At 66.8% G+C, this 18,938-nt stretch carries 15 protein-coding genes, 1 tRNA gene and 1 riboswitch; of the genes, 12 read left to right on the top strand and 4 right to left on the bottom strand.

Annotated features, from left to right (window positions below):
• Window positions 1–110 precede the first annotated feature (110 nt).
• The 7 genes from ASE70_RS15640 (at window position 111) to ASE70_RS15610 (ending at window position 7,415) form a co-directional block, all read left to right on the top strand.
• Window positions 111–761, top strand: coding sequence for a hypothetical protein (locus tag ASE70_RS15640; protein ID WP_056506722.1), 651 nt, complete (start codon window positions 111–113; stop codon window positions 759–761).
• Between the two features lie 247 nt (window positions 762–1,008).
• Window positions 1,009–1,097: riboswitch (glycine riboswitch) on the top strand.
• A 171-nt stretch (window positions 1,098–1,268) separates the two neighbouring features.
• Complete coding sequence (gcvT, locus tag ASE70_RS15635; protein ID WP_082451063.1) at window positions 1,269–2,495, top strand: glycine cleavage system aminomethyltransferase GcvT; 1,227 nt, start codon at window positions 1,269–1,271, stop codon at window positions 2,493–2,495.
• A gap of 14 nt (window positions 2,496–2,509) precedes the next feature.
• Window positions 2,510–2,881 (top strand): glycine cleavage system protein GcvH, encoded by a 372-nt coding sequence (gcvH, locus tag ASE70_RS15630; RefSeq protein ID WP_056394777.1) that lies wholly within the window; start codon window positions 2,510–2,512, stop codon window positions 2,879–2,881.
• 157 nt (window positions 2,882–3,038) lie between these two features.
• Window positions 3,039–4,397 carry an aminomethyl-transferring glycine dehydrogenase subunit GcvPA gene (gene gcvPA / locus ASE70_RS15625; protein ID WP_056506719.1) on the top strand — a complete coding sequence of 453 codons (1,359 nt, stop codon included), beginning with the start codon at window positions 3,039–3,041 and terminating at the stop codon, window positions 4,395–4,397.
• A complete protein-coding gene (gene gcvPB, locus ASE70_RS15620) occupies window positions 4,394–5,968 on the top strand; it encodes an aminomethyl-transferring glycine dehydrogenase subunit GcvPB (protein ID WP_056506712.1) in 1,575 nt (524 codons plus the stop codon). Before gcvPA ends, gcvPB begins: the two co-directional genes overlap by 4 nt.
• A gap of 48 nt (window positions 5,969–6,016) precedes the next feature.
• Window positions 6,017–6,520: a CcdC protein domain-containing protein gene (locus ASE70_RS15615; RefSeq protein ID WP_056506710.1), complete on the top strand. Its 504-nt coding sequence runs from the start codon at window positions 6,017–6,019 to the stop codon at window positions 6,518–6,520.
• Between the two features lie 43 nt (window positions 6,521–6,563).
• Window positions 6,564–7,415, top strand: coding sequence for a formate/nitrite transporter family protein (locus ASE70_RS15610; RefSeq protein ID WP_082438720.1), 852 nt, complete (start codon window positions 6,564–6,566; stop codon window positions 7,413–7,415).
• A 1-nt stretch (window position 7,416) separates the two neighbouring features.
• On the opposite strand, the gene ASE70_RS15605 is transcribed toward ASE70_RS15610, so the two are convergent.
• Window positions 7,417–8,313: a DMT family transporter gene (locus ASE70_RS15605; RefSeq protein ID WP_056394785.1), complete on the bottom strand. Its 897-nt coding sequence runs from the start codon at window positions 8,311–8,313 to the stop codon at window positions 7,417–7,419.
• 115 nt (window positions 8,314–8,428) lie between these two features.
• Between ASE70_RS15605 and ASE70_RS15600 the strand changes: the two genes are divergently transcribed.
• On the top strand, window positions 8,429–9,961 hold the full coding sequence (locus tag ASE70_RS15600) for an aminoacyl--tRNA ligase-related protein (protein WP_056506707.1): 1,533 nt from the start codon (window positions 8,429–8,431) through the stop codon (window positions 9,959–9,961).
• 183 nt (window positions 9,962–10,144) lie between these two features.
• On the opposite strand, the gene ASE70_RS15595 is transcribed toward ASE70_RS15600, so the two are convergent.
• Window positions 10,145–10,594, bottom strand: coding sequence for a DUF3597 domain-containing protein (locus ASE70_RS15595; RefSeq protein WP_056506703.1), 450 nt, complete (start codon window positions 10,592–10,594; stop codon window positions 10,145–10,147).
• A 108-nt stretch (window positions 10,595–10,702) separates the two neighbouring features.
• Here ASE70_RS15595 and ASE70_RS15590 point away from each other — a divergent pair, with 108 nt between their 5' ends.
• Together ASE70_RS15590 and ASE70_RS15585 are read left to right on the top strand one after the other, a co-directional pair.
• Window positions 10,703–12,949 (top strand): ribonuclease R family protein, encoded by a 2,247-nt coding sequence (locus tag ASE70_RS15590; RefSeq protein WP_056506892.1) that lies wholly within the window; start codon window positions 10,703–10,705, stop codon window positions 12,947–12,949.
• Window positions 12,950–13,043: 94 nt separating this feature from the next.
• Window positions 13,044–14,312: a methyl-accepting chemotaxis protein gene (locus ASE70_RS15585; RefSeq protein ID WP_056506700.1), complete on the top strand. Its 1,269-nt coding sequence runs from the start codon at window positions 13,044–13,046 to the stop codon at window positions 14,310–14,312.
• Between the two features lie 609 nt (window positions 14,313–14,921).
• Here the strand turns inward: ASE70_RS15585 and ASE70_RS15580 are convergent.
• Entirely contained in the window at window positions 14,922–16,700 is a 1,779-nt protein-coding gene (locus tag ASE70_RS15580) for an ABC transporter transmembrane domain-containing protein (RefSeq protein WP_056506696.1), read from the bottom strand.
• Between the two features lie 212 nt (window positions 16,701–16,912).
• Here ASE70_RS15580 and ASE70_RS15575 point away from each other — a divergent pair, with 212 nt between their 5' ends.
• On the top strand, window positions 16,913–18,145 hold the full coding sequence (locus ASE70_RS15575; RefSeq protein WP_056506693.1) for a polyhydroxyalkanoate depolymerase: 1,233 nt from the start codon (window positions 16,913–16,915) through the stop codon (window positions 18,143–18,145).
• A gap of 59 nt (window positions 18,146–18,204) precedes the next feature.
• Here ASE70_RS15575 and ASE70_RS15570 read toward each other — a convergent pair whose 3' ends face one another.
• Complete coding sequence (locus ASE70_RS15570; protein ID WP_056506690.1) at window positions 18,205–18,684, bottom strand: pyridoxamine 5'-phosphate oxidase family protein; 480 nt, start codon at window positions 18,682–18,684, stop codon at window positions 18,205–18,207.
• A 125-nt stretch (window positions 18,685–18,809) separates the two neighbouring features.
• Here ASE70_RS15570 and ASE70_RS15565 point away from each other — a divergent pair.
• Window positions 18,810–18,884: transfer RNA gene (locus ASE70_RS15565), tRNA-Gln, on the top strand.
• The last annotated feature ends 54 nt before the right edge of the window (window positions 18,885–18,938 follow it).

Raw genomic sequence — 18,938 nt, 5'->3', positions numbered from 1 at the left:
CCAAATCGAAAGCGACTCGATTGCTTGCACGCGCGAAAGGCGGTTCCTATGAAGCGTGGCTATCAGGAGGCGCGGCATCGCCGCACCCGTGCATAAGGTATCGTGTTCCCGTGACCCTCCGCAAAACCGCCGTCGTTGCCGCCATCGCCCTTGCGGGTCTGAGCGGATGCAAGCGTACCGGCGAACTCGACGTGACGCAGGGCGTCGGCATTTCGGCGGTGCGGTCGGCCTGTCCGGTGGCGGGCGTGCCGGCGGGGACCGGCGACATCACGCTGTTCGACCCGCCCGCCAGCCGCGAGGCGAAGGCGATCGACGTCGTCGCGACGCTGACGAACCTGCGCGCCAATTGCGCCGAGGGCGGCGACACGATCAACAGCACGCTGACGTTCGACGTACAGGCCCGCCGCAACACGACGCAGGGTGCCCGGACGGTGACGCTCCCCTATTTCGTGTCGGTGGTACGCGGCGGCACGCAGGTCGTGTCGAAGCGGCTGGGGCAGGTGACGCTGAACTTCGCCGATGGCGCGGCGCGCGCGCAGGCACAGGGGCAGGGGACCGCGATCGTCGACCGCGCCGCCGCGACGCTGCCGCAGGAAACGCGCAACCAGATCAACCGCCGTCGCAAGCCCGGGGATCAGGACGCGGCGACCGACCCGCTGTCCGATCCGGCGGTCCGGCAGGCGGTGCTGGCCGCGACCTTCGAGGCGCTGGTCGGCTTCCAGCTGACCGACGAACAGCTGAAGTATAACGTCACACGGTGAAGCCGGCTCGCACGGGCAGCCGCTTCGTCTTCGTCGTTCCCGCGCAGGCGGGAACCCATACACGCTGACGTTGCGGCAAGGGACGCTACCGTTGCGGCAATGGATTCCCGCCTTCGCGGGAATGACGAGAGGGTGAGGTCGGCCTGCGCCGGGATGACGAGTGCCGGTAGCGCACCGTCCCCGCTTTCCCGATTGACTAATCCCGGCCCTCAAGCCAGAGCTTGCGCCATCGACAGGCTTACAGCCGACGCCATGCGCGGGAGAGTGCGGAGTGATCCGCCGCCGAAGGAGCAACCGCCCCGGAATCTCTCAGGCAACAGGGACCGCGCTTGTGGCAAGATACTCTGGAAAGCGTCGCGGCCGAACCGGTCGGACCACCGAAGGGGTAAGCATGGGCCAAGCCCCACGCGAAAGCTCTCAGGTTCCGTGACAGAGGGGGCGACGACCGATGCGGCACCCCTGTGCCGTCCGGCGTCGTTGAACCGATTCACGAAGGACCTGGCGCATATGAGCGATACCGCCCCGAACAGCGAACCCGCCCACGAACTGCGCGCCGATGGCAGCGATCCCGTCGAGGAACTGCCGCCGCAGACCCTGCCGCTCGACGCGTGGCACCGCGCCAGGGCTGGGCGGATGGTCCCGTTCGCGGGCTATACGATGCCCGTCCAGTATGAAGGCATCATGGCCGAGCATCTGTGGACCCGCGAGAGCGCCGGCCTGTTCGACGTCAGCCATATGGGCCAGTTGCTGATCCACGGACCGGACGCGACCGCGGCGCTGGAAGCGTTGCTGCCGGGCGACCTGAAGATCCTGAAGCCCGCCAGGATGCGCTATTCGCTGCTGCTCGACGAGCAGGGCGGCATCCTCGACGACCTCATGGTCACGCGGATCGATGCCGCCGGGCTGGAAGTGCCGTTCCCGTTCAAGGCGGACGACGATGACGTCGCGGACGCCGACGAGGACGCCTTCTATATGGTCGTCAACGGCGCGACCAAATATGACGATATCGGCCATCTGCGCGAGCATCTCGCCGATGCGATCACGCTCAACCATCTCGACGACCGCGCGCTGCTGGCGTTGCAGGGGCCGAAGGCGGTCGATGCGCTCGAACGCATTCTGCCGGGCGTCGCCGCGCTGACGTTCATGACCGCGGGCGGGTTCGACTGGAACGGCCATGCCCTTTGGGTCAGCCGGTCGGGCTATACCGGCGAGGACGGGTTCGAGATTTCGCTGCCCGAGGATGCCGCCACCGCCTTTGCCGACGCGATCTGCGCGGAACCCGAGGTCAAGCCGATTGGTCTGGGCGCGCGCGACTCGCTGCGCCTCGAAGCCGGTCTGCCGCTCTATGGCCATGACCTCAGCCCCGACACCACGCCGGTCGCCGCCGATCTCGGCTTCGCGCTGTCGAAGCGTCGGCGCGAGGAAGGCGGCTTTCCCGGTGCCGAACGCATCCTCGCGGAACGCGCGGCGGGTCCGGAGATCAAGCGGATCGGCCTGATCATCGAGGGTCGCCAGCCGGTGCGCGAAGGTGCCGAGGTGATCGACGGCGATGGCAATGCCGTCGGCCACGTCACCTCCGGCGGGTTCGCGCCGAGCATTTCCGCGCCGATCGCCATGGCCTATTGCCCGCCGGCGCTGGCCGAGGCCGGAACCGTGATGCTGCGCCAGCGCGGCAAGGTGCATGCGGCACGGGTCGTGCCGATGCCGTTCGTCCCCCATCGTTACGTCCGCTAAAGGGAGCTTGCCGGATGAGCCGTTATTTCACGCAGGAACATGAATGGATCGAGGTCGACGGTGAAGTCGCGACCGTCGGTATCACCGAATATGCCGCCGGCCAGCTGGGCGACATTGTGTTCGTCGATGTTCCCGAAGAGGGAAAGCAACTGACCAAGGGTGACGACGCCGCCGTCGTCGAATCGGTCAAGGCCGCGTCGGACGTCTACACCCCGGCATCGGGCACCGTGCTGGAAGGCAACACGGCGCTCGCCGACAATCCCGCGCTGGTCAACGAAGACCCCGAAGGCGAGGGCTGGTTCTTCAAGCTGACCCTGCGCGACGACAGCGAGCTGGGTGAGTTGATGGACGAGGACAAATACGCGGCCTACGTCGCGCGGCTGTAGGCCAACCGATCTGTCCCCGGTCTGCGTCATCCCGGCGCAGGCCGGGATCCATGGTCACGGGCCGGCGCGTTCCGAGTCGATGACGCCCGTATCCGTGGATTCCGGCTTTCGCCGGAATGACGAATGAGGCCGCCCCGGCGGACCAACAAGGACCATCATGCGCTATCTTCCCCTGACCCCGACCGATCGCGCCGAGATGCTGGCCGTCATCGGTGCCGACAGCATCGACGACCTGTTCGTCGACGTCCCCGAATCCGCACGGTTGGGCGCGCCAGTGCCCGGCCTGCCCAACCATGCCAGCGAACTCGCGGTCGAACGGCATCTGTCGGCATTGGCGGCGAAGAATGTCGCGGCGGGATCGGTGCCGTTCTTCCTCGGCTGCGGTGCCTATCGCCACCATGTGCCGGCCAGCGTGGATCATCTGATCCAGCGTGGCGAGTATCTGACCGCCTATACGCCCTATCAGCCGGAAATCGCGCAGGGCACGTTGCAGATGCTCTTCGAATTCCAGAGCCAGGTCGCGCGGCTGCTCGGCTGCGATGTCGCCAATGCGTCGATGTACGACGGGTCGACCGCCTGCTGGGAAGCGGTGACGATGGCCAGGCGTGTGACGCGCAGGGCGAAGGCAGTGTTTTCGGGCGGGGTGCATCCGCATTACGTTTCGGTCGCGAAGACCATGGCGAAATTCACCGGCGACGTGCTCGACACGACTTCGCCATGGTTGGTCGCGCAGACCGATGACGATCGGCTGATCGAGAAGATCGACGCCGATACGTCGTGCGTCGTGGTACAGTATCCTGACATCCTCGGCCGCATCCCCGACCTGCAACGCATCGCCGATGCCGCCCATGCGGTGAAGGCGCTGTTGATCGCGGTCGTGACCGAGCCGGTCGCGCTGGGCGCGATCGAGGCACCGGGCAATCTGGGTGCCGACATCGTCGTCGGCGAGGGCCAGTCGCTGGGCGTCGGCCTGCAATTCGGTGGCCCCTATGTCGGCTTGTTCGCGTGTTCGGAAAAGCTGGTGCGGCAGATGCCGGGCCGGCTGTGCGGCGAGACGGTCGATGCCGAGGGCAAGCGCGGCTTCGTGCTGACGCTGTCGACCCGCGAACAGCATATCCGCCGCGAAAAGGCGACGTCGAACATCTGCACCAACTCGGGGCTATGCGCGCTCGCCTTCTCGATCCACCTGACGCTGCTCGGCGAAAAAGGGCTGCGGCAACTGGCCGAGGTCAACCATGCCAGGGCGTGTGCGGCGGCGGAGCGGTTGATGCAGATACCGGGCGTCGAGCTGGTCAACGACACGTTCTTCAACGAATTCACGCTGAAGCTGCCGACCGAAGCGCGGCCGGTGGTGCGCGAACTCGCCGATCGCGGCGTGCTGGCAGGCGTGTCGCTCGGCCGGCTCTATCCGGGTGAGGATGCACTGGCGAACGGGCTGGTCGTGGCGGTGACCGAAACGGTGACGGTGGAAGATATCGAAGCGCTCGCGAGCGCATTGAGCGAGGTAGTGGCATGAGCGTGAACCAGAGCGGCTGGCGTCCGGCCATGGGCGAGGCCACGGGCGAGGGCCAGGCGACCTTCACCGGCAACCGTGCACTGATGCTCGAAGAGGCGCTGATCTTCGAGATCGGGTCGGACGAGACGACCGGCGTCGATTTCGACGAAGCGCCGAAGGTCGCGTCGCGGCTGGGCGGCCATGCCCGCAAGAGCGCGATCGGCCTGCCCGGCCTATCGGAGCCGGAAACGGTGCGCCATTATACCCGGCTGTCGCGGCAGAATTATGCGATCGACCTCGGCCTGTTTCCGCTCGGGTCGTGCACGATGAAGCATAATCCGCGCCTGAACGAACGCATGGCGCGGCTGCCCGGCTTCGCCGATCTCCACCCGCTGGGGCCGATCGACACGGTGCAGGGCGCGCTGGAGGTGATCCATCAGCTGGCGCACTGGCTGGTGACGCTGACCAACATGGATTCGGTCGCGATGAGCCCGAAGGCCGGCGCGCATGGCGAGCTGTGCGGCATCCTCGCGATCAAGGCGGCGCTGGAGAAGCGCGGCGAGGGGCATCGCAAAATCATCCTCGTCCCCGAAAGCGCGCATGGCACCAACCCCGCCACCGCCGCCTTTGCCGGTTTCACGGTCAAGGACATTCCGGCGACCGCCGATGGCCGCGTCGATACGCAGGCGCTGAAGGACCGGCTGGGGCCGGACGTCGCCGGGGTGATGATTACCAACCCGAACACCTGCGGGCTGTTCGAGCGTGACCTGAAGGAAATTTCCGACGCGGTCCATGCGGCGGGCGGGTACGTATATTGCGACGGTGCGAACTTCAACGCGATCGTCGGCCGGGTGCGTCCGGGCGATCTCGGTGTCGACGCGATGCACATCAACCTGCACAAGACCTTTTCGACGCCGCATGGCGGCGGCGGTCCGGGGTCGGGTCCGGTGGTATTCTCGAAGGCGCTGACCCCGTTCGCGCCGCTGCCCTTCGTCGAGAAGCAGGACGACCGCTTCGTCCTGGTCGAGGAAGAGACCGCCGGCGAGCATCACGCCGACAGCTTCGGCCGGATGGTCGCCTTCCATGGCCAGATGGGCATGTTCACCCGTGCGCTGTCGTACATCCTGAGCCACGGCGCGGATGGGTTGAAGCAGGTGTCGGAAGACGCGGTGCTCAACGCCAACTACGTCCTGCGCAGCCTCGACGACACGCTCGACGCGCCGTTCGGCAAGAGCGGGCCGTGCATGCACGAGGCGCTGTTCAGCGACGCGAACCTTGCCGAGGGCTTCTCGACGCTCGACGTGGCGAAGGGCCTGATCGACGAGGGCTATCACCCGATGACGGTGTATTTCCCGCTGGTCGTCCACGGCGCGATGCTGGTCGAACCGACCGAGACCGAGAGCAAGGCGGCACTCGACCAGTTCATCGGCGCGCTGAAGTCGGTCGGTGAACGCGCCAAGGCGGGCGATACCGCGCTCAAGTCCGCGCCGCACTTCGCGCCGCGCCGTCGCCTCGACGAAACGCTGGCGGCGCGCAAGCCGGTGCTGGCGTGGAAGGAAAGCATTGCGCCGGTCGCGGAGGCGGCGGAATAGTCTGTGCCGTCCCGCCCGGTGGCCGTGCGGGACGGGGGAGATACCGAAATGGACTGGTGGCCGAAACTGATCCCGATCGCGGTCGCGGCGTTGATCCTGTCGCTGCGCTGGTGGCGGGGGCGGGGTCTGCGCCGGCTGCGGTTCGAGACATTGTGGGTGGTCCCGGTCATCGTCACCGTCGTCGCGGTCGCGCTGTTCGGATCGATGCCGCCGACCGGCTGGGGCTGGGCGGTCTGCGCGATCTCCGCGGTCGCCGGACTAACGCTCGGCTGGCAGCGCGGCCGGTTGATGCATATCGAAATCGACCCGGAAACCCACCGGCTCAGCCACCGGCAATCGCCCGCCGCATTCCTGTTCCTGTTCGGCCTGCTGGCGGCGCGCACGGTGCTCAAGGAGGTCATGGCCGAGGGCGGGGCGAGCGCGCTGCACATGAGCGCGACCACGCTGACCGACGCGTTCATGGCGCTGGGCTGGGGCCTGATCGTCGCGCACCGCGCGGAGATGTTCGTTCGCGCCCGCGCGCTGCTGGCGGCGGCACGACCCCGCGTCTGACGCCGGCGGAACCGGCCGGTCCACCGACGGTTGCCTTTTGCCTATGGCCGACCCGCAATCATCCCCGCCCGAAATTGCCGATGAAGAACAGAAAGTCGCCCTGAACCCCAAACAGGAAGAGGTCGTCGACGACCGGCGTGCCGCATCTGCGTTGATCGTCCACGAAGTCGTGCGGCGGCAGGGGATCGAGGAACTGGAACGTCCGGCCGCGTCGCTGATGTGGTCGGGGATCACCGCGGGCATCGCCATCGGCCTGTCACTGCTGGGGAAGGCGGTGATGGATACCGCGGTGCCGGACGGACCATGGACGCCGTTGTTGCAGGCGCTCGGCTATTCGCTGGGGTTCGTCGTCGTCATTCTCGGGCGGATGCAGTTGTTTACCGAGAGTACGCTGTCGGCGGTGTTGCCGCTGGCGACCGAGCCGACGGGGCGCAACCTGCTGCGAACCCTGCGGTTATGGGCGATCGTGCTGGCGGCGAACCTGGTCGGGACCTTCGCCTTTGCCGGCTTTGCGATGCTGGGCGGGCTGGGCGTCGAGCAGGCGGGCGAACTGGTCCGGGTCAGCGGCGCGATCTTCCACCATCGCGGCCTTGCCGGGTTTCTGGCCGGCATTCCGTCTGGCATCCTGCTGGCGAGCGTGGTGTGGACGCTGCCGAGCGCGGAAGGGCAGAAGATAACGCTGATCGTGCTGCTGACCGGACTGATCGACCTTGGCGGGTTCGCCCATATCGTCGCGGGTTCGGCGGAAATGTGGGTGCTGGTCCTGCATGGCGACATGGGCGCGATGCAGGCGCTGACATTCTTCGTCCCCGTCCTGTTCGGCAATATCGTCGGCGGCAGCATCCTGTTCGCGCTGCTCGCCCATGCGCAGGTTCGCGATGAGATCGAGGACTGAATCAGTCCTCCTCGACCATCGAACGGACCTTTTGCCGGCCGAGTCGGTGTTCGCGCCATACGATGAACAGCCCGCTGGCGATGATGATCGGCGCGCCGACCCATGTCATCGACGTCGGTAGCACGCCGAATAACAGAAATCCGTAGACGGTCGCCCAGATCAGGCCCGAATAATCCATCGGCACCACCGTCGCGACCGGAGCCGCGCGCGACGCGGCGGTCAGCGCGATCTGCCCCATGCCGCCGACCATGCCGATCGCGATCAGGTTCGCCCATGTCAGCCAGTCATGCGAGCGGATGTTGAACGCGTAGGCGATGGCGATGAACGGCAGGGTCAGCGTCGAGAACCAGAACACCGTCGTTCCCGCCGGCTCGTCGCGCAACTGGCGCAGCGCAATCGCGACCAGCGCGACGAACAGCGCCGCCATCAACCCGACGAACGCCCCGAACAGCGGCACATGGGCACTGCCCGGTTGCGCCACGACCAGCACGCCGACGAACCCGACCAGCACCGCGCTCCACCGCTGCCAGCCGGTCGGTTCGCGCAGCACCAGCGCGCCGAGCAGCGTCGCAAAGATCGGCACGGTGAACTGGAACGTCGTCGCCTCCGCCAACGGTAGCAGCAGGACCGCGCCGAAGGTGAAGACCATGCCCACCAGCCCGATCATCGACCGCGTCAAATGGCCCCTGATCCGGGTGGTGCGCAGCGATTTCAGGCCCGGTCCGGCAGCGACGAACCCGAGCACGATCGGCAGCGCGCACAGCTGGCGATAGAACATCGTTTCGGGCAGCGACGCGCCGCGCGTCTCCGCCAGCTTCACCAGTGCGGACATGGTGGACAGAAAGAAGATCGCGAGCAGGCGAAGCGCCAGCCCCTTCAGGATGCGGTCGCCGGGCATGGGGGGGCACCTACAGGCTGTCGCGCAGCGACGCCACCCCATGAGCGTCGCGTCGCGGTGGAGGCGCGTATCGCCGCTTGGCGAACGGGCCTCTTTGCCGCTATCGCCCGGTCCCATGAAGCACGCTCTCAACGTCACCCGCGAACAGGATTTCGCCGCCTGGTATCAAGCCGTCATCACCGAGGCCGATCTGGCCGAGGAATCCGGGGTGCGCGGATGCATGGTCATCCGGCCATGGGGCTATGGCATCTGGGAGCGTATCCAGCGGCTGCTCGACGACCGGATCAAGGCGACGGGGCATGAAAATTGCTATTTCCCGCTGTTCATCCCGCTGTCCTATTTCGAGAAGGAGGCCGAGCATGTCGACGGCTTCGCCAAGGAAATGGCGGTCGTCACCCACCACCGGTTGATCGCCGACGGCAAGGGCGGGCTGACCCCCGATCCCGAGGCGAAGCTGGAGGAGCCGTTGGTCGTGCGCCCGACCAGCGAAACGGTGATCGGCACCGCCTTTTCCCGCTGGGTGCAGTCGTGGCGCGACCTGCCGGTGCTGATCAACCAATGGGCGAATGTCGTCCGCTGGGAAATGCGGACCCGCATGTTCCTGCGCACCGCCGAATTCCTGTGGCAGGAAGGGCATACCGCCCATGCCACCGCGCAGGAGGCGCGAGAAGAGACGCTCAAGATGCTCGAAGTCTATCGCGAGTTCGCCGAAACCTGTCTCGGCCTGCATGTGATTGCGGGCGAGAAGCCGGAGAATGAACGATTCCCCGGCGCGGTCGCGACCTACAGCATCGAAGCGATGATGCAGGACGGCAAGGCGTTGCAGGCGGGTACCTCGCATTTCCTCGGCACCAATTTCGCCCATGCGCAGAATATCCGCTTCCAGAATGCCGAAGGACAGTTCGAACATGCCAACACGACCAGTTGGGGCGTGTCGACGCGGATGATCGGTGGGGTCATCATGGTGCACGGCGACGATGACGGGCTGCGCGTGCCGCCGGCGATCGCGCCGTGGCAGGTGGTGATCGTGCCGATGCTGCGCGACGCGCCCGAGGACGAACCGCTGATCGCCTATTGCCGCGAGTTGCAGGCGGCGCTGGCGAAGCAGACTGCGCTCGGCGAACCGGTCCGTGCGCTGCTCGACCTGAAGCCGGCCAAGGCAGCGACCAAGCGCTGGGGCTGGGTCAAGAAGGGCGCGCCGGTGATCGTCGAAGTCGGTGGGCGCGACATGGCCGGCGGCAATGTCTCGGTCGTGCGTCGTGACCGGTTGTACCGCGCCGATGGCAAGCTCGACTCGCAGGTCGTGGTGCAGGCCGATTTTTTGGCGTCGATCGGCGAGACGCTGGGCGATATTCAGGCGACGTTGCTGGGGCAGTCGACCGAACGGCTCCGCGCGCAGATCGTCCCCATCGACGATTGGGCCGGTGTCGAGGCGCATTTCGCCGAAAGCATCCGGAACCCCGGCTGGGTCGACGTTCGCTGGTCGAAGCCGACCGGCGATGCGCTGGAAACGGTGGTGCAGCGGCTGAAGGGGCTGAAACTGACCATCCGCAACGCGCCGCTCGGGCAGACCGGGTGCGACGACGGGCCGTGCGTGTTTACCGGTGCGCCGGCGGTGGAGCGGGTGCTGATCGGGCGGGCGTACTAAGCGTTACGGGCTGAATAACGGAAGAAGCGTATCCCCGCCAAGGCGGGGATCCAGGGTCACAAATGCTGACGCCCGTGGCTCTGGATCCCCGCCTTCGCGGGGATACTTTCAGGTCAGGCTATACTTGGCACCTATCGGCACTATGCCCCGATCTTTACTTGGGTACAGTCGGGGCGTCCGGCCTCAGTCCTTCAAATTTCCCGGTACCTGTCCACCGGCCTTGCCCAGTTCCTGCAACACCGCCTTGTGCAGCCAGATGTTCATCTCGGCGCTGCCGTCCTTGGCACCGGTATAGCCGAGTTCGGTCGCCAGTTCCTTGCGGTTGTCGAGGCTGGAGTCGAGATCGAGCAGCTTCATCAGATCGACGATCGACGTTCGCCAGTTCAGCGCCGGGTTGCCCTTCTGCTGGGCGATCCGTTCGATCGCGGTCATCGGGTCGACCGGCTGCGGGGCCGCCGGAGCGGCCGGAGCAGGGGCGGGCGCGGCGGGGGCCGGCGCATGCTGCTGGGTCGGGGCTGGTGCGGGGGCCGGCTGCGGCGCGGGCGCTTCTTTCTTCTTTCCCAGATAATTGTCGCCGAACGGACCGCCGTCCTTGCCGAAGATCTGCGTCTTGATGCGTTCGAAGATACCCATGTCACTCTCCCGTTCGGAACTGTCGGGCGGCTAACGGACGGCGCGCGCATCGGCTCCCTTGGGTGTTAGCCATTGGTCTGACGCGCGGCACGTCCTATGTCGTGGGCGATGGTACGCACCAAAACGCCGCCCGGCCTGCCCACCCGCGAGCAGATCCTCGATTTTATCCAGACGTCCGATACCCCCGCGGGCAAACGCGAGATCGCGCGCGCCTTCGGCCTGTCGGCGCAGCAGAAGATATCGCTGAAGGCGATGTTGAAGGACATGGCCGATGAGGGCCTGATCGACAGCGCGCCGGGCCGCGCGTTCCACAAGATGGGTGGATTGCCGAAGGTTACCGTGCTGCGCGTCGCCGATGTCGACGATGGCGGCAATGTCTGGGCGGTGCCCGAACGATGGGAGGCGGAGACGCCGCCGCCGCGTGTGCGGGTGCGCGAACGCGGCCGGCGCAGCGCGCTCGGCATCGGCGACCGCATCCTCGCGCGCACCGAAGAGGCCGGCAACGGCTGGGCGGCCTACCCGATGAAGAAGCTCGATCGCGCCGCCGATGCCGTGCTGGGCGTGCTGCGTGCCGAGGGCGACAAGCTGTGGTTGCAGGGTGTCGACAAGAAGGAGCGCCGCGAGGTGCCGGTGACCGATGCCGGCGGGGCCGCGCCGGGCGATCTGGTGCTGGCGGCACTCGGCGGCCGCCCGCCGCGCATCACCGCGCGCGTGGTGGAACGGCTTGGCGATCCGTTCGAGGCGCGCAGCTTCTCGCTGATCGCGATTCACAAGCACGGCATCCCCGATGTGTTTTCGGACGACGTGCTGGCCGAGGCGCGCAAGGTCGCCGGGTATCCGCTCGGCGAAGACCGCGAAGACCTGCGCCACCTGCCGATCGTCGCGATCGACCCGATCGATGCGCGCGACCATGACGATGCCGTCTGGGCCAGCCCCGACGACAGCGGCGACAATGACGGCGGCTGGCGCGCGATCATCGCCATCGCCGACGTGTCCTTCTATGTTCGCCCCGGCTCCGACCTCGACAAATCGGCGCGGTCGCGGGGGAACAGCGTCTATTTCCCCGACCGGGTCGTGCCGATGCTGCCCGAAATCCTGTCGGCGGATGTTTGTTCGCTGAAAGCCGGGCAGGACCGTGCGGCGCTGGTCTGCCACCTGACGATCGCGAAGGACGGCAAGCTCAGGGACTGGCGCTTCACCCGCGCGGTCATCCGGGTCGCCGCCAACATCGCCTATGAACACGCGCAGGCTGCGATCGACGGCGTCGCCGATGCGCCGGTCGCGCGCGACCTGATCGACGGCGCGCTGAAACCGCTCTGGGGCTGCTGGGCGGCGCTTGCCAAGGCACGGGCGCAGCGCGAGCCGCTCGACCTCGACCTGCCCGAACGGCGGATCGTGCTGGATGAAAAGGGGCGCATCCTGTCGGTCGCGCCGCGCGAACGGCTCGATTCGATGCGGCTGATCGAGGATTTCATGATCGCCGCCAACGTCGCTGCCGCCAAGGCGCTGGAGGCGAAGAAGGCACCGGTCATGTACCGCGTCCACGAACCGCCGACGCGCGAAAAGCTGGTGGCGCTGAAGGACTATCTCGAAACCTTCGACGTGCCGTTCGCGCTGGGACAGGTGATCCGCCCGGCGACGTTCAACCATGTGCTGGCGCGGATCGGCGACGCCGATTTCAAGCCGCAGGTCATGGAGCAGGTTCTTCGCACCCAGACGCAGGCGTTCTACGGCCCGCAAAACCATGGTCATTTCGGCCTCAGCCTCGGCAGCTATGCCCATTTCACGTCGCCGATCCGCCGCTATGCCGATCTGATCGTCCATCGCTCGCTGGTCGGCAGCTACAAGCTTGGCGAAGGCGCGCTGCCCGCCGAGGATGCGGCCAATATGGAACGGGTGGGCGAGGCGATCAGCGGCCTCGAACGCCGCGCGATGGAGGCGGAGCGCGAGACCGTCGACCGCTATGTCGCCGCCTATCTGGCCGAACATGTCGGCACGGTGATGGAGGCGCGGATCACCGGCGTCGCCTCGTTCGGCTTCTTCGCGACGATCGAGGGGGTGGGGGGCGACGGGCTGGTCCCGGCACGCGACCTCGGCACCGAATATTTCCGGTTCGACGAAACGTCGCAGTCGCTGATCGGCGACCATAGCGGCGAGACGTTCAGCGCCGGCCAGCGCCTGACGCTTCGGCTGGCCGAAGCCAATCCGGTGTCGGGTGCGCTGCGGTTCGAACTGCCCGATGGCAAGGGATCGGCGGGCGGTGGCGGCGGTGACCGGCGCAAGGGGCCGCCACAGCGCGTACTGAAGCGTCGCGGTCGGCCCGCCAATATCCGGCATCAGGGGCGCAAGCACTGACGACCGACCGCTAGCAAAAAAACCGGGTGTGTCATCGCGGTGTCACGCCCGGTTAGTCGCTGGTTTACCATCCGCCCCCTAGGTCGGCCGGGTGATGACCGCGCTCTCCCGCCTCGACCCCGGCCTTGCCGCCGAGCATCTGACCATCGGGCAGGATGCGACGCTGAGCGCGATCGTCGAGCGGTTTCGTGCGCATCACGACCTGCGGCTGCTGGCGGTGCTCGATCCGCAGCGCCGGCCGGTGGGGGTGCTGCGCGAGGTCGATGTCCGCGCGCTGCTGTTCAATCCGTTCGGCCATGCCCTGCTCGACAATCCGAGCTTCCGCGCGAGTACGGCGCGGCTGGTGCGCCGCGCGACGATCGCCGATGCCGATACGCCGGTGCCCGAACTGGTCGGCCTGCACAGCGACGACGGCGTCGTGCTGGTGCGCGACGGCGTGTTCGCCGGGCTGCTCGACGCGACGCGGCTGCTGCGGATGGCGGCGCGCTGGCATGGCGACATGTCGGTCGAGGCGCGGACCCGTGCGGAACGGGTGCGGCGGGCGGCGCATGCCTTCGAAACCGGGATTCGGCAGTTGTCGTCCGATATCGGGGTGGCCTGCACCGCCATCGGGCAGGTGGCGGCCGACCTCGATCATCGGGCGGCGACGACACGCGGCGGGGCGATGTCGGTTGCGGCGGCGGCGCATCAGACCGCGCAGGGCATGGTCGACATCGAACAACGTGGACGGGCGCTCGCCGCCTCGTTCGAACGGATCACCCGCGATACCGATCATGCCGACCGGCTGCGTCGTGATGCGGGCGATCTGGTCGAGCGCAACCGGGGGCATGTCCAGTCGCTGTCCGACGTCGCGACAACGATCGAAGCGATGTTGGACCTGATCCGCGGCCTGACGAGGCAAACGAACATGCTGGCCCTGAACGCCGGTATCGAGGCGGCCCGCGCCGGGGCGGCGGGGCAGGGTTTCGCGGTCGTTGCGGGCGAGGTGAAGTCGCTCGCGCGCCAGACCGAGACGGCGGCAAGCGAGATTGCCGGCCGGGTCGATGCCGCCCGCGCGCTGCTCGACGACGTCACCGGCGGACAGCGCGCGGTCCAGTCCGCCATCGCCGCGATCGGCGCGATCACGACGACCATCGCCACCGCCATCGCCGCCGAGCGCGACACGACGCAGGCGATCGCGATCCGGGTCGAGGAAGCGCGCGGGGCCGGTGCCGATATCGACGCACGGGCGAGCGGCATCGCGGCGGCGGCCGACGGGATCGGCGATCAGGCGGGCACGCTCACCCGGCTGGTCGGCGGGTTGGCGGCGCTGAGCGAACAATTGCAAGGACGGGCAGGGGAACTGGTCGCGGCGGTCGCGTGACGGGGTGGGGCAAGCCCTTTCCGCTCGGTTCGAGGCGCTTCTCGACTACGCTCGAAGCTGCTCGAACTATTTACCTAAAATCGAAGCTCGTACCATCGGCATCGTCATACCGGGCTTGATCCGGCATCCGGCTATTCTTCGATCACGGCGCGCAAGAAGCAGGACCCCGGGTCAAGCCGAGACCTCTGCGAAGGTCTCTAACCCCTCCCCCTGCCGTACCCCCGCGCAGGCGGGGGTCCAGGGTCCCAAGCGCAAGTCGTTGTTCTGCCTGGCTCTGGACCCCCGCCTGCGCGGGGGTACGTCGAGTTTGCGGCAGTGACTGCGACTTTCGCACAGCACTCGGTCAAGCCCGGCGTGACGATACCGAAACGGACTGCGGTTCCATCATCCTATGACCGATCGACCTTCAGCGATAACCACGGAATTTCGTCATTCCCGCGCAGGCGGGAATCCATAGACGCCGACGGTTTGGCTGGATTCGCGACGCTGGCGTATGGGGACTCCCGCCTGCGCGGGAGGGACGAACGGGGATCGAACGCTATTCCTGCGCTCAGCGAACTGAATGTCGATCCCGTCTAGGCACAGGGGTGCCGGTTGAGCGCCAAACCCTCAACCCGCCTCGTGAAACTGCAAATTCGCCAGTCGCGCATAGAGCCCGCCCTGCGCGATCAATTCGCCATGCCGGCCGGTTTCGACGATCCGGCCATGGTCCATGACGATGATCCGCGATGCCGCCCGGACGGTCGCCAGCCGGTGCGCGATCACCAGCGTCGTGCGATCCGCCATTAGCCGGTCGAGCGCATCCTGCACCAGCCGCTCGCTCTCGGCATCCAGCGCCGAGGTCGCCTCGTCGAGCAGCAGCAGCGGCGCATCGCGCAGCAACGCGCGGGCGATCGCCACCCGTTGCCGCTGCCCGCCCGACAGCCGCGCACCGCCTTCGCCCAGAAACGTGTCGAGCCCGTCGGGCAGCGCGCGCAGAAAACTCGTCGCGTTGGCGGCATCGGCAGCGGCCCAGAGCTGGTCGTCGCTCGCGTCCCAGCGACCATAGCGCAGATTGTCGCGGGCGGAGGCGGCGAAGATTACCGTTTCCTGCGGTACCATCGCGATCCGTTCCCGGACGGCTTCGGGATCGGCGTCGCGCACATCGACCCCGTCTACTGCTACCACGCCCGATGCCGGGTCGTAGAAGCGCTGGATCAGCTGGAACAGTGTCGACTTGCCCGCCCCCGACGGGCCGACCACCGCCACGGTTTCGCCCGGCGTCACGTCGAGCGTGAAGTCGGCCAGTGCCGCGACATCGGGCCGCGTCGGATAGTGGAAGGTGACGTCGCGGAACGACAATGCGCCCCGCGCCGGTTCAGGCAGCGCGACCGGCTGCGGGGGCGCGGCGATCACCGGCCGTTCGGCCAGCAATTCGGCCAGCCGCCCGGCCGCACCCGACGCGCGCAACAGGTCGCCATAGACTTCGGTCAGCGCGCCGAACGATCCGGTAACCAGCGCGGCGGTGATGACGAACGCGGTGATCGCGCCGCCGGTCGTCCGCCCCGCCGCCACGTCGCTGACCGCGTCCCACATGATGAGCGTGATCGCGGCGAACAACATGCCGATGACGAAGGCGGTCATGACCGCGCGCGTCGCGAACCGCTTCTTGGCGGTTTCGAACCCGCGATCGACGGCGGCGTCGAACCGGTCGCCCTCGCGATGTTGCTGCCCGAACGCCTGCACGATCTTCATCGCGCCCAGCGTTTCCGACGCGATCGATCCGATATCGGCGATCCGGTCCTGGCTCGACCGCGACAATTTGCGCACGCGCCCGCCCAGCCACATGATCGGCAGCACGATGACGGGAATGCCGACGATCAGGTAGATCGCCAGCTTGGGCGCGAGCGCGAACAGGTACAGCACCCCGCCGATCCCGACCAACAGGTTGCGCAGCGCGATCGATACCGTCGTGCTGACGATCCCCTCGACGATCGCGGTATCGGCGGTCAGCCGCGACGCGATCTCGGACGGCCGGTTCTCCTCGAACCAGCCGGGCGACAGCGTCAGCAGGTTGCGATGCACCGCCATGCGCAGGTCGGCGACGGTCCGCTCGCCCAGCCACGATACGAAATAGAAGCGCCCGGCGGTAGCGATCGCCAGCACGACGACCACGCCCAGCAGCCCTTCGAAATAGGTGCCGATCCGGCTGAGGTCCGCGCCCGCCGCGAATCCATTGTCGACCACCTGCTTGAACGTGCGCGGGATCCACAACGTGGCCAGCGCGGCGGTGACCAGCGACACCAGGGCACCGGCCAGTTGCGGCTTGTAGCGGAAGGTGAATCGCCAGACGAGCCGGAGCGCCGGCAGCATCTTCGAACGGTCGGGGGCGGGGGCCGGATCTGCCATGGCGCGCGGCTTAGCGGTTGTGCGAACCGACCGCAAAGGGAACCTCTGCGCCACTTCGTTGCTTACACGTATCGACCGATACGGTGCCGGATCACCCTTACCGTTTCGGTGCGGAATTCAGTGTACGACGTTCGGAGCGTTGCCGGTGGCAACGAATCGCTATATTTTTACTGGTACGGGTAGTCCCCGTCAGACCAGTTTCGGGGATGCCCATGTTGTATAACGCTTATGAATGGCAACGATCGTTGCTGGCCGGTGCCAGCGCGATGGCGAATTTCGGGGCCGGCCTGCTACAGAATCCCAGCAATCCCTTCGCCTATTTCGGTGGCGGACCGGTATTGGGCTCGGCACTCGCCGTCTTCGCCCACGCCTCTGCCCCGCGCGGCAAACCGGCCTTCAACCTGACCAGCACCGTCGTCGACGGGCAGACGGTGGCGGTGCGCGAGGAAATCGTGCTGCGTCGCCCGTTCGGCCAGTTGAAGCGGTTCGTACGCGAAGGTGTCGAGGGCGGTCCCAAGCTGCTGATCGTCGCGCCGATGAGCGGCCACTACGCCACGCTGCTGCGCGGTACCGTCGAACGGATGCTGCCGAGCGCCGATGTCTATATCACCGACTGGCGCGATGCGAAGCTGGTGCCGCTGTCGGCGGGGCGGTTCGATCTCGACGATTATATCGATTACGTCAGCGCCTTCCTCGAAAAAATGGGTGAGACCGGCGATGCGCGCGCGCATGTGCTGGCGGTTTGTCAGCCCTCGGTTCCGGTCTATGCCGCGACCGCGCTGATGGGGGCGGACCAGCATCCCAACCGTCCGCGCACGCTGACCATGATGGGCGGGCCGATCGACACGCGCGAGGCCCCGACCGCGGTCAACACGCTGGCGACCGAACGTCCGCACGCGTGGTTCGAACAGAATGTTATCGCGACCGTGCCGATGACCTATGCCGGTGCGGGCCGCCGCGTCTATCCGGGCTTCCTGCAACTTGCCGGGTTCATGAGCATGAACCTCGGCAGCCACATGATTTCGCATTACGAGATGTTCAAGCATCTGGTGCAGGGCGATGGCGAAGGGGCGGGGACTACGCAGCGCTTCTACGAGGAATATCGCGCGGTCTGCGACATGACCGCCGAATTCTATCTGCAGACAATCGACGTGGTATTCCAGACCCATGCCCTGCCCGAAGGCACGATGCTGCATCGCGGGCGGCCGGTCGATCCGGGCGCCATCGCCGACACCGCGATCCTCGCGATCGAAGGGGAGCGCGATGATATTTCGGGCTTGGGCCAGACCCGCGCCGCGCTGACCCTGGCGACCGCGCTGCCGGAGGGTATGAAGCAATATCATATGGCCCCCGAAGTCGGCCATTACGGCATCTTCAATGGCTCCAAATGGCGCAACCGCATCGCGCCGGTGCTGGAGGAATGGATCGCCCGCCACGGCGGGTGATCCCGAACGCAGCGATTTGAAAGAAAGGGCGGGGGTGCGAAACCCCCGCCCTTTTTCGTTCAAACGTCGACCTTGGCGTGGCTGCCCGCCTCGTCGCGGCCCTTGATCGTCTGGCCGGTGAACATCTTCAGCTTGCCGAGCAGCGACTGATCGGTTTCCCAGATTTCGGCGCTGTCGAGATCGAAGCGCAGCATCAGCAGCGACGGGTCCTGCCGGCCCTGCTCGTACCAGGCTTCGACCTGCTTCGACCAATATTTGTCGATCAACGCGGTGTCGGTCTCTTCGGTCAGCGTGCCGCTGATGCAGGCGAACAGGTCATGTCCTTTGGCGATGAACTGCACCATCGCCGGACCACCTTCCGCCGCCCGGTTGTCGCGCTTGGTATAGAACCAGAATTCGCTGTCGGCGTCCTCGTCGAGCACGGCGTACATCGGTTCGGAATGCTGGTGCTTTCCGGTCAGCCCGAGCATGACATAAGGGCTGGCCGCCATCGCCTTCCACATGGCTTCGCGGATTTCGGTGGGGCTCTTGTCGGACATCGGCTTTCCTTCTTGACTATGCCCCGCCTCAACGACCCAGAGCGCACAGGTTTCCCGCACAATCCCGGTTGCACAACATCGACAATCCCCCTAGTGCCTCCCTCCACCGCGCCAGCCGCGGTCGCTGGGGCGTCGCCAAGCGGTAAGGCACCGGTTTTTGGTACCGGCATTCGTAGGTTCGAATCCTGCCGCCCCAGCCAATCGCTGATTGCCCCAGCTAAGGGCACGTAGAACGACGGTTTTCCGTGGCTTGA

The organism is Sphingomonas sp. Leaf22 (genome assembly GCF_001421715.1).
Lineage (GTDB): Bacteria > Pseudomonadota > Alphaproteobacteria > Sphingomonadales > Sphingomonadaceae > Sphingomonas.
Note: the sequence above shows the minus strand (reverse complement) of the source record. Positions and strands in the feature narration are given on the sequence as shown.